The 12,100-nt window shown below is 40.7% G+C and carries 8 protein-coding genes; 4 read left to right on the top strand and 4 right to left on the bottom strand.

Translation table 11 applies throughout. The features are described from left to right. Nucleotides 1–41: 41 nt before the first annotated feature. Nucleotides 42–674, bottom strand: a complete 633-nt coding sequence (locus tag ACUR5C_RS06900) for a nitrogen regulation protein NR(II) (protein ID WP_454467619.1) — start codon at nucleotides 672–674, stop codon at nucleotides 42–44. A 181-nt stretch (nucleotides 675–855) separates the two neighbouring features. Then, nucleotides 856–1,731, bottom strand: coding sequence for a universal stress protein (locus tag ACUR5C_RS06895; RefSeq protein WP_454467618.1), 876 nt, complete (start codon nucleotides 1,729–1,731; stop codon nucleotides 856–858). Between the two features lie 524 nt (nucleotides 1,732–2,255). Here ACUR5C_RS06895 and ACUR5C_RS06890 point away from each other — a divergent pair. The 4 genes from ACUR5C_RS06890 to ACUR5C_RS06875 all read left to right on the top strand — a co-directional run bounded on the left by ACUR5C_RS06890 (nucleotide 2,256) and on the right by ACUR5C_RS06875 (nucleotide 8,361). After that, nucleotides 2,256–4,766 (top strand): GGDEF/EAL domain-containing response regulator, encoded by a 2,511-nt coding sequence (locus ACUR5C_RS06890; protein WP_454467617.1) that lies wholly within the window; start codon nucleotides 2,256–2,258, stop codon nucleotides 4,764–4,766. Between the two features lie 125 nt (nucleotides 4,767–4,891). After that, nucleotides 4,892–6,694, top strand: a complete 1,803-nt coding sequence (locus ACUR5C_RS06885; RefSeq protein ID WP_454467616.1) for a thiamine pyrophosphate-binding protein — start codon at nucleotides 4,892–4,894, stop codon at nucleotides 6,692–6,694. A 4-nt stretch (nucleotides 6,695–6,698) separates the two neighbouring features. Then, a complete protein-coding gene (locus ACUR5C_RS06880) occupies nucleotides 6,699–7,565 on the top strand; it encodes a citrate synthase family protein (protein WP_454467615.1) in 867 nt (288 codons plus the stop codon). A 1-nt stretch (nucleotide 7,566) separates the two neighbouring features. Continuing rightward, nucleotides 7,567–8,361: a citrate/2-methylcitrate synthase gene (locus tag ACUR5C_RS06875; RefSeq protein WP_454467614.1), complete on the top strand. Its 795-nt coding sequence runs from the start codon at nucleotides 7,567–7,569 to the stop codon at nucleotides 8,359–8,361. A 20-nt stretch (nucleotides 8,362–8,381) separates the two neighbouring features. Here the strand turns inward: ACUR5C_RS06875 and ACUR5C_RS06870 are convergent, their stop codons facing one another. Both ACUR5C_RS06870 and ACUR5C_RS06865 read right to left on the bottom strand, forming a co-directional pair. Further along, a complete protein-coding gene (locus ACUR5C_RS06870; protein ID WP_454467613.1) occupies nucleotides 8,382–10,496 on the bottom strand; it encodes a TonB-dependent receptor plug domain-containing protein in 2,115 nt (704 codons plus the stop codon). 31 nt (nucleotides 10,497–10,527) lie between these two features. After that, nucleotides 10,528–12,096 (bottom strand): sensor histidine kinase, encoded by a 1,569-nt coding sequence (locus ACUR5C_RS06865; protein WP_454467612.1) that lies wholly within the window; start codon nucleotides 12,094–12,096, stop codon nucleotides 10,528–10,530. Between the last annotated feature and the right edge of the window lie 4 nt (nucleotides 12,097–12,100).

Below are 12,100 nucleotides of genomic sequence, written 5' to 3'. Positions count from 1 at the left end.
CCACCTATACTGCGCTGCTTGTTTTAATAAAGCAGCCTGCATTAACTAGCCAGTGGCAAGGTTATGTGAAACCCATTACCTTGCCACTGAATAGTACCTTTCATTTGTGTGATAAAACCTGCTACTACCGCTAGCCCCAGATCTTTTTTATCTAACAGCTCTCTACTCGAATAAAATGGCCGAAATAAATTATCAGCCATTGAGGCATTTAATTCGATATTAGAAAGTATTTTAATATCGATTGTCGCTTCCCGCTGACTCACGATTAACTGCGGCGCTTTGCTAGCTAATTCAAATCGCTGCTGATACGTACCAATAAAGCCAACAACTTGTTGAAAGCAATGCTGCATCCATTTTTGGTTGGTGTTTATTTTTTGAGTTAACCGATTTGGCAAACTGTCATCTGCTGAAAACTCAGCTAAGTCTAAAACTTGGTTTAATTCCACAGGCTGCATAACCACTTGAATACGAGCCAAACACGACAATAATTCCTTACCAAAAGTCACACCTTCATTGGCAGAAACCAAGCAACTTTGAATTCTTTCCGCTACCGCTTGGTTGCTCGACTCTAACAGCGCCAGCTCTGAAAAGCCCATGACTCCAGACAAGAAGTTATTGTAGGAATGAACTAATAAACCCACCTCATCATCATTAAAGATATTTTTAGTTGGCACGCTATATTTCTCCTACTCAATGCGACTTAATCTGACGCGAAACTAAATTGCCGTTATCACTAAAACCTATCATAAAATAGCACAAACAAAAACGGAGGTATAATACCCCCGTTTTTTGTGACTCCATAGCACACTCGAATACTGCTTTTAAGGGCTATGCTTAAACTTGGCGTGTGTCTGTTTATTTAATAACAACCACATCTGCTGCGACTTTATTGAGTACGCTCTCAGCGGTATTACCCATAATTCGCCCTCGCAATGATGTCGAGTTTTTATTTCCTAATAGCACCACATCAGCATTAATTTCTTTCGCTATGCGACAAATTTCTTTTGCTGGTTTACCAGAAACTAAGTGCAAGCGGTCACGGTCAAGCCCTGCTTCTTCAACAAGCTTACGAATAATTGGATCGAGTGACTCTTTCATTTTGTCTGCGTAAGTTTTGGGATCGATTAAATCTAAATCAATTAACGCTTTTGGCACTGCGATTGAGTAGCAGGCATGAACATTACTACCCGTTGACTTAGCTAACTTCATAGACTGTTTTAAAATGTTCTCATTTAATTCCAAAGAACGCTTTTTGTTCGAGCCCAAATCTAGCGCGGCTAAAACTGTGCCGCCCTCTTTCCAAGGGCTATCACCAACAATCATGACAGGCTCTGGGCAATGGCGCATTAACTGCCAGTCAGATGGCGTGTATAAGAAACTCTCTGACCGATTGCCAGATTTAAATACCATATCAAAAGATTTTTGGTGGCAACGTGCGTTAACCCATCGCTCAAAAGACTTTTCCCACACAACATCGGTTTTTACTTTAACTTGGCCAACATCGACTTTAGCTAAAAATGCGTCTATTTGCGCTTGCTTTTTATCGATATAACTATGGTGGACCTTTCGCTTTTCGTCATGAGTAAGTATTTCAGAACTATCCACTCCCGCAGCATGTACAAAGCCAACCAATTCAATGACTGCTCCGGTATTTTTCGCTATTTCTAACGCGTGATGAAAAGCCGCTTGCTTTTCGCCTTTTTTATCTGCAATAACTAATAATTCTCGCATCTCTTTCTCCAAGAGTGAAAAGGGTTAATTCGGTCGCGATTTTATCAACTTTCAGTGAAATATACATGACAAATATCAATGTTTTTAAAGATAATTAGAAAATTTGTTTAAATTAAATGAACACTTCTTGACTGTATGCCTAGTAACAATTAATGGCTTAAAATTGGGCGATAATAGCGATTTGTGCTTATACTTAACCATTGTCGTTAAACTTGTAAAATGATACTTATAAAAAGTAACTTTATAGCGAAGCTAGGCTTTGGTTGAACACACTGAAAGATTTCATTGATTTTAAATAACCCAGTTAGTTATAGTAGTCCAAGCCACGGCTAATAGGCCGTTGGGAAAATCATTAAGAGACAGAAAAAAACAAACACTAAAATATGCACTCAATTTAAACAACTAACAACTGCCCTCTAGCTTACTTTGTTAGCAATGCTATGGTTATTGACCATGAATAAATAGAAAAATAGATAACAATACGACTTATTGAAACTTTAGTCTGCCACACACTTTAGGAAGTTATGCAAAATATAAAACAACAATGTAAAGTTTTGCTAATTAATAACGATTTCGAACGTCTTGAAACTTTAAGCCAACTTTTAGAAAGTGAAATAGACTGTCAAATAGTACCGGCTAGCGATGCAGAAAGCGCCATATCATTTTTAAAGACAACACGCTTTGATCTTATTATCAGTAACATTAATTTAGGTCGGTTTGACGGATGGAAGCTTGCAAGACTAGTCCGCTCAGGCATTTTTAATACGCATAAAAAAACGCCCTACATAATTATCGCGAATACCTGGTGTGAGCACATAGCCACAGCAACCGCGCGAGAATTTGGCGTCAACGCGCTTATCTCTTACGAAAACCGCCACAAACTCATTTCGCTGATGAAAGATCACGATATAAAGCATATTAAGCAAATCGAAAAGCCCTCTTTACTGGTTATTGAAGACAACCCCGATACATTAGAGCTAGTTACTCGAATCCTGCAAAGTAAGTTTCAAATAGACAGCGCCACTAATGGCGAAACAGGACTGGAGTTATGGCGCACTAAAAACTACTCGCTTGTATTGCTCGACGTAATGCTACCGGGCATGAGTGGAAATAAAGTTTTACAACAAATGATGCAAGAGACACCGTCACAGTCAGTCGTAATAATGACGGCCAATCATACTTTAGCATTAGCTGAAGAGTTGATGCTTGCTGGCGCGGCTGACTTTGTGACCAAACCTTTTAAAGCCACAGAGCTTCGTCAAGTATGTGAGAGCGCCACCCGCCGTGATGACTTTATTATCAGTAACGCACAGTTTGCAGATAAAGTGAATTCTCTCAAAGTCAGCAAGTCACAATATATGGAGCTTTCAGAAGCCCATCAACAACTGCTCGATCGCTTAGGTAGCGTCATAATTGAACTTGATAATCACGGCTGCATTTTATTTTTAAGTAAGGCTTGGGAAAAACTGACCGGTTTAAACGTTTTTGAAGCACTCGGCAAACCCTTAACTCAGTTTATGTCCAATCAAAAGCTTTCTAAGCAGCACAATCAAAGCCTGTTAGACTCTATTACTCAAGGAGATAGCTTTTCACACTGTGTTGAATTTCAGCTAATTCACCGGCATAGCGAACATAAGTGGGTAGAAGCTAAATTTGAAATCAATTTAAATGCTAAACACCAAACTCACTATATTTCTGGCACTATCGACGATATTTCGGAGCGAAAAAAAGCCCAACAAGAATTAGAATACATGGCAATGCATGACAGCTTAACCGGACTGTTTAATCGCCACTTTTTTGAAACCGAGTTACGTCAATTTAGCGCCACCGCCGCTAAAGGGAATGGGCCACATTGTTTACTCTATATTGACTTAGATCACTTTAAAGTCATCAACGACACACTCGGACATCACCGAGGAGATAGTGTTTTAAAAACCATTGCCGAGCTCATTCAAAGCCAAGTGCAAGACTCTGATATTTTAGCCCGTATTGGGGGTGACGAGTTCGCCGTGTTACTCGCAAACACCACTGCACAACAAGGCTTTGAAGTCGCAACTCAACTTTGTGAAAATTTAACTCAATACCAGTTTAATTTAAGTGAACATAACTTTAGCTTAAATTGCTCAATTGGCATTACTGAAATTAGCGGCCTTGAGAGCCAGTCTACTGAATATATGAAACAAGCCGATATTGCACTTTATGCGGCCAAGCGCCAAGGTAGAAATCTAGCTCATGTTTTTGATAAAGCCGATGCGCATAGTGTAGAACTGCAAGACTCACTAGAATGGAGTCGCATTTTACATCAAGCAGTGGCCGATGATAACTTAGCCCTCTACTTTCAACCCATAATTGAAATAAGCTCCGGTAAAGTTGCTTATTATGAAGCCTTAGTAAGGCTCACCATAGACAATAGAATTGTAAGTCCAGGAGAGTTTATTCCGGCCCTAGAAAGAGAGGGTCATATGAACCTGCTTGACCAGCAAGTGATTCGCACAGCGATAAAGTATTTAGCAGAATATCCGCAACTCCATAAAGTATCTATTAATCTATCGGCTCAAGGTTTTAGTGACGAAAGATTGGTGCCATTAATTAAAAATACCATAAAAGATTATCAAGTTTGCCCAACCCGCATAATTTTTGAATTAACCGAAAGTGATAGCTTAACTAATATTGCCATGACTCGAAGTATTGTCTCAAGGTTAAGCCGCTTAGGGTGTGAGTTTTCAATTGATGACTTTGGGACTGGCTTTAGTACCTTTAATTATCTCAAACAGCTACCAGCACAATCGGTTAAAATTGATGGCTCGTTCATTGTCGACTTAACCCATAACCCAGTAGACTTAGCGCTCGTTAAAGCCATACTAGAAGTAGCCAATGCGCTCGGCAAAACAACCGTGGCAGAATTTGTAGAAAACCAAGCGACCCTAGAGTTGCTAACAGAAATTGGTATTACTTATGCCCAAGGCTATCACCTAGGTAAACCCCAACCAATTGAAAGTCTAGCGCAGCCAATTTTAAGCAAGATAAAAGCCTAAAATCTGATTGATAGACAAATAGACTGCGTATATAGCAAAAAACTTCTAAAATATCTCTTTTGAGTGATTTTTGTTCTACACTTGTACTTTATTGTAGTAACTAACAATCGGCACAGAGGTATTGTATGGCGATTAATTCCCCCCAAAATAAGCTTTTACCCCCTAGCTCATCAACTCAACTCCAATTAGATAATGCCGACTTACTTGTCCGATATTTATCTTTACTCGGTGTAGAGTTTATTTTTGGCGTGCCCGGTGGTGCCATAGAGCCACTTTATAATGCTGTAGCAAGGCAACAACAATCAAACATTCAAGTAGTTGTAGCGCGTCACGAAACGGGCGCCGCATTTATGGCTGAAGGCTATGCGCGGGAAACTGGTCGAATAGGCGTTTGCTGTGCCACCACAGGCCCCGGAGCAACTAATTTAATTACCGGCGTGGCGTCGGCATATGCAGACAACATTCCAATGCTAGTGATTACAGCACAAACGCCGCTTCCCAAATTTGGCCGCAATGCATTGCAAGAGTCATCCTGTACCGCAATTGATACCATCGGCATGTTCCGCCACTGTACGCGCTACAATACTTTAATTTCACATACAGAGCAGCTCATTACCAAATTAGGTGGAGCGATTAATGCTGCTTATCGTGCGCCGACCGGCCCCGCGCATATTAGTATTCCGGCAGACATATTACGCAGCCCGTGTGCGACACCAAACTTAACTAGCGTCGGGACGCTTATTCATCAGTTTAAGCTCACCGACACTCATGCGCTTGAAAGCCTTACCGAAATGATTTCTAGTGCAAAACGGGTTGCCCTATTTTTAGGTAAAGGCTGTGGCAGTGCAATTCATTCAATTATGGAGTTTGCAGAGTTAACTCGCTCTCCAATAATCACCGGCCCAGCTGGTAAGCGCTGGGTAAATGGATTTCACCCCTTGTATCGAGGGGTATTTGGTTTTGCTGGACACGAAAGTGCACAGCTGACTATCAATGATAAAACCATAGACTTACTGATAGCTGTTGGAACACCTATAACCGAACTAGGTACTGCTGGCTGGCAAAGCGAGTTGCTAAATGAAAGGCTTGTTCACGTCGATTGCAGTGTAGAGCATTTTAGCCGTTCGCCAATGGCCAGACTGCATGTTTGCGGCGATATTCAAAGCATATTTACTCACCTCTCTCAGGAAGTTCGGCAAGGATTAAAATGGGGGCGAACTTGGGAATTAGAAGATCCTGTAAAAAATCAATTCCTTGCGCTTGATAAACCAAGCAGTGATCATGGCTATCAAATTCGCTTAGATAATCCCGCTGCCTGCCATAGTGATGCTATTCCACTCAAACCACAACGCATTGTCACCGAACTTGCTCGCAACCTTCCCTCTAACTTTCGTATTCATATTGATGCGGGTAATGCATGGGCATGGTTTACTCACTATTTTCACCGCGCCAGCGCAAAAGGTTTCTACCATATCGCCATGGGATTCGGCTCCATGGGATGGGCGATTGGTGCTGCCATAGGTAATTGTTTCGCTTCAAAGCAACCTTCTGTTTGTGTCACAGGAGACGGCAGTTATCTTATGTCTGGACAAGAAATTACCGTGGCACTGCAACACCAACTTCCTGTCATCTATATTGTTTTTAATGATAGCGAACTAGGAATGGTAAAACATGGACAAAAGCTTGGTGGTGCTGCGCAAATAGGATTTGAGCTTCCGCTCATTGACTTTGCAAAAATTGCTCAAGCAATGGGAGTTGAAGGGATGGTAATTAACACCCCACAAGAGCTTACTCAAATTGATTGGCAGCGGCTAGGCGCAAAACCAGCACCAACGTTAATTGATATTCGAATCGACGCAAATGAGGTTCCACCAATGGGTCAAAGAGTCAAAGATCTTAAGCAACAAACCATGACTCCAGGAGGCTAACCTTATGTCACAACAACCGCCGCAATATACCACAAGCATTTGGTTTGAAGAAGCTCCCCAAAATAATCCGTTTGCTAGTCATCAAGCCTATATTCACGGATTTAATTTGTGCCAAGAAATTCTTCCTAATGCAAGCTGGAGTGAGCTAATTTATTTACTTTTTAAATCAGAGCGCCCTACTTCTAGCGAAGCAAAGCTATTTGAAAAGCTAGCATTACTTATCGCTAATCCAGGTTTTAGAGATAATGGCGTAAGAGCTGCGATGAATGCCGGAGTTGGCGGCTCGACTGCTGCTGCTTGTATTATTGCGGCAGTTGGCGTTAGTGCGGGTCAATTTGGGGGCGCACAAGAAGTCAGCTGTTTGCTCAAGCACTGGGCTTGTGCTCATCACGATCATCATGCCTGGCTTGAGTTTATTCAAAATCCTAATCAATATTCTTCAGCTGTTGAGGTTTGGGAGCCCTTTGAACAAGTTCCCGGCTTCGACCCTAATAGTGATGAGTGCCACCAGCTCGTGATTGATGCATTAAAATTTTTTAGTGAATTGAGTATTAACGGCAGCTTATTGTGGCTTAAAAATAATCGGGCAATGTTAGAGTCAAAAGTTGGTTACCCGCTCAGTCTCAATGGTGTCGTTAGTTGCGTATTTTACGAACTTGGTTTTACCCACAAACAAGCAGAGATGTTATTTTTAATCTTGCGACTACCCGGTGCGGCCGCTCACGCATTGGAGCAAGAAGAATTAGGCTGGCGAAAATTTCCATTTTTTGGACGAGATACCATTTTAACTGACGATCCGAAAGCCTCTAGCTCACCAGGTGAGCAAGTGGAACCGGCTGAATGTGAAAATTTATCTAAACGGGAGCGCTAAGATGAGTTTACAAGATTTATTGCAGCACGAAGATAAAATTGTTACCCGAATGGGTAAAGCATTTTTAGCTGAACGAGTGGTTTACCGCGGAAAAGATTTGCATACGCAATGTAACAAAATGTCCTGGCTTGAGCTGTTCGTTTATGGCATTACTGGTAGAGAATTTACCCCACCCCAACTGGAATTACTAAATTTTATGTGGGTTAGCACCAGTTATCCTGACAAGTCTATTTGGCCAAATCAAATTGCAGCACTTGCGGCAAATTCTCGGAGTACGCCTATACTGGGTTTAAGTAGCGGTTTATCAGCATTTGAAGCCAATTTGTATGCGGCTAAACCACTCAAAGCCTGTATCGATTTTTTATACCGAGCAGCGATTAAACAAACAGAAGGTATTGCTATAACTCAAATAGTTAAAGATGAACTGGCATCAAACAAGATCATCTACGGATATGGTCGCCCTTTAGCAAGTAGTGATGAACGAGTCCCCCACTTAATAAAATTTGCGACAGACAGAGACTTAGCTGGTGGAGAACACTTTAAACTTGCATTAGCAATTGCCAATATTTTACAGCAAGAAAAAGCACAGCAAATCAATATTGTGGCTGTTTACGCAGCAATAGGCGCAGATCTAGGTTTTACGCCGCAGGAGTTCCATCTCTTTATGACGCCCGCAGCCTTCGCGGGTATGCCACCCTGTTATATAGAAGCTAGAGAGAATCCGCCAGGTAGTTTTCTCCCTATTCGTTGTAGCCGAATCAATTATATTGGCAAAAAGAAACGTAAATGGTTATAAATTTATGCGCAGCTAAACCATTAAAAAACTTGACTTAACTTTAAATAAATTCCTCTTCCCGCTTGCGGTAAATCGTTTGGAATATTAATTTGCCCGAATGTTTCGCTTGCCGAACTAGGTTCATACACAGTCTCATTGAATAAGTTGTTAACTAAAAGCTCAAGTCGAGTCTGCGTACCCGTAAATTGATAAGTCGCCACTAGATTAATTAAACTATACCCAGATAGCGGCTCTCTAATATCGCCGGGAGTTCGTTCTCTTTCACCCACATGAATGAGTTGACCGTTAAGTTTCCAATGATCATTTAGCTTCCAATCAGATTTTAAATAAAACTGCCACTCCGGATAGTCACCAACGGCTTGATTAGCTAAGTCGTCGGTTGCTTTTACATACGCAATATTAGCCTGTAGTTTTAGATTATTAGAAACTAAATATTGGCTACTGGCTTCAAAGCCATTAGCACTGCGCTTACCGACATTTTGTGCGGTTGCCGTCACGCCATTGGTATCGGGCATAAAAGTAATAAAGTCTTCAATTTTATAATGGTAAATATTAAAATCCATCGAAAGATCACCCGAATACTGATACGCAAAAGCAAGCTCTAAAGTGTCGATAGTTTCAGGTTTTAAATTTGGGTTACCTAATGCAATTGGATTATTAACTACAATTAATTCCGCAAAAGCCGGTGCCCTAAAAGCTCTTCCATATAACAGTTTGCTGGTCAACTGACTTGACGTAGACCAAACTAATGCCGCTCTAGGATTGAAAGTGCTACCAAAGTCAGAGTAGTCATCAAGGCGAGCGCCAGCGGTAAGTTCCCAATCCCTATATAGCTGAGATACTGACTGCAAATAAACAAAATGGCTTTCTCTATCCGCTTCTGGCATAAACACCTCTGGCGTATCAGAAACATCTTCTAAGCCGTTTGGTCGCGGCGAAAAGTCAGCGTAAAAATTCTTTTCTTCAGTCACTTGATAAAGATTTTGTCGCTCATAACCTGCGCCAAACATTAACTCAGTTTTATCAAATCCAGTGTAATTAAAGCTCATCTCGGCTTTAGTTGTTTCTTCTTTCCATTCTGGATTTCCAATAAAACCATTGGGAAAAGCGCCTAGAAATGCGCCTTCTGGAAACAAGCGAAAGTCTTCATCTACCTGTTGGGCTGACGCATAATGACTGAGTGTTGTAGTTAAATTTAAAAACTCATTTAAAGCGTACTTTTTTTGCTGTAATTTAAATATCTTTTTATATCCACTGGTTTTGCCGTGAGGATCAAGAACTTCTGCTGCGCCATTACCTGTACCAAGATCTTTTCTTTGCATCCAGCCAAAATCAATCGAAAAATAATCGTTTTGTGCACTTCCCCACCAATCAATTGCTTTAAACTGCATTGCCACTTTAGCTGGAGCTTTTGACACTGGCGGTAGATTAAAGCCAGCAGCAAAATTATCAATGGCTGTTTGCGCATCAGCATTGATAATGCCATCATAGCCATCGGAATACATCAACTCAAAGTTAGAGGCAAAGCGCCAGTCTGCAACATTAATTTGATTATTTGCCCAAATATTTTTGGTATTAAAACTGCCTACTAAAGCGCCCACAGAATGGCTTGTTTCACTATGCCCCGTTTTAGTAATAATATTAATTACCCCAGAAAAAGCATCGGCGCCATACAATGCTGAACCAGGTCCTCGAATAATCTCTATTCTTTCAATCGCATGAATAGGAAATTCACCCCATACCACATGACTATCACCGCGCACTGAACTTTTAGTAGAAACGCCGTTAATCATCATTAACGTTTGCGGATTAAAAGTTGAAGTAATACCTCTAAACCAAAACTCTGGCGCCATTAGTTGGCCACTTCTCGACACATGCAAACCAGGGACCGACTCTAAAACCTGCGCTAAATTACGCGCTCCCATCGCCTTAATTTCGCTGGCGGTAATCACCGACGCAACTGCAGGCGCTTTAGCAATCGTTTTTTTGCTACCAGTTGCAATACTGACGAATTCTTCGTCACCATAAAAATCAGCTAACTCGTCAAAGCCATCGACTTCTTCGGCTTTTACATTAGCATTTTGCAAACAAACGAGTGCGACTGCTATGGCTATTGCTCGATTTTTAGTTAGCATTTTTTACCTTTTTTTAATGGTTAGTGTTTAACTAAGCGTCAATCGACTGCTTGGCTAAAACGGGTATTTTTAAACTAAATGATGTCCCAACATTTAACTCACTCTGAATGTCAATTTTGGCCTGCATTAAATCACAAAAACTCTTGGTTATTGCCATGCCTAAACCAGTACCTTCAAATTTTCTGGTTTGTGAGCCATCAACTTGAGTGAACTCTTCGAAAATAAAGTCTAGCATATCACTGGCAATCCCAATCCCTGTGTCGGCAATAGTAATATTTAAGCTATCTGACTCAAAATCTACGCTAAGCTTCACTTCACCATCGTGAGTAAATTTACAAGCATTACTTAATAAATTAAGTAAAACTTGCATCACCTTTTGTCGATCTAAGGGTAATTGCTGAGGTAGCTCACCTTTAACTAGAATTAAGCGATTATTGTTTGCTTCTGCCATTGGTTTTATTGTTTCTAACGCATCACTAAGCAAATAATCTAAGTCGACAGCTTGAATATAAAGATCCATTTTGCCCGCTTCTATTTTTGCCATGTCGAGTATATTATTTATTAATGCTAACAGATGGTATGCACTACGCGTCGACTTAGCTAAATCATCAGATAAATCAATCAGACCTTCCGAATCAAGTTCTTCTCTAACTAATTCCGTATAACCAATTATGGCTTGTAACGGCGTTCTCAGTTCGTGCGATATGTTAGCCAAAAACTCAGACTTATGGCGGCTGGCCGTTAGCGCTGTGTCGCGCGCCACTTTCAGCTCCATGGTGCGTATTTCTACTTCCGACTCTAAGGTGTCTCGGTGATTTTCTAGTTCAACCTGATTAGACTGAAGCTTCTCTATCATTTGATTAAACACAACGGCCATTGCCTTAATTTCTTCTGCACCGCGTGTCTCTGCTTTAACAAAAGCATTTGAGTCACGATTAACTTTCATGGTTTCGGAAAGCGCTATTAAAGGCGCGATTAATTTATTAATCCCCCAATGAATAATTAAAAACAACACTACCGCAATTAATAACCCAGTTAAAATGTTACTCGTAAAAATAGAACGCTGAATATTGTGCATTTCGCTTTTATCATAAGTCACTAAAACATAGCCAATAATCAGTTTACTTAGTTCAGACTTTTCGGGTTCAATATTTTCTGCATCAAGATTTTCTTCTTCATATTCGATTGGTGCCGCTAAAACCCAAACCTGATCATTTTCATGCACTAAAGAAGGCTCTACCATCTGCTGAGTCAAATGCTCAAAATCTAACGAGAGCGCTTGCTTTCTTTTTTCTACAAGCTTTTCACCTTTTTCACTTAATATGGTTGCAGCCAGAACAGACTCGAACCCTATCGCACGCTCAAGTGCAGACACGGCATTTTCTTCGCTGGCAGTAAGCGCGGCCAATACGGATTGTTCGGCAAAGTTTTTTGCAATTCTTAAACCTGTTTCTATTGTAGACTGCTGAATTTTAGTACTGGTTTGCCAAGCAGTGGTTAAGCTTGTTACTAGTGAAAGAAATAAAATACTGCAAATTAAAAAAGCAATTAACTGGCTTTTTAATGTTGACTGAAAATTAATTAACTGTTTTAAATTCATCAGC

This window comes from Aliikangiella aequoris (genome assembly GCF_053709105.1).
The sequence above is the reverse complement of the archived record's forward strand: the minus strand, read 5'-3'. Positions and strand labels throughout refer to the sequence as shown.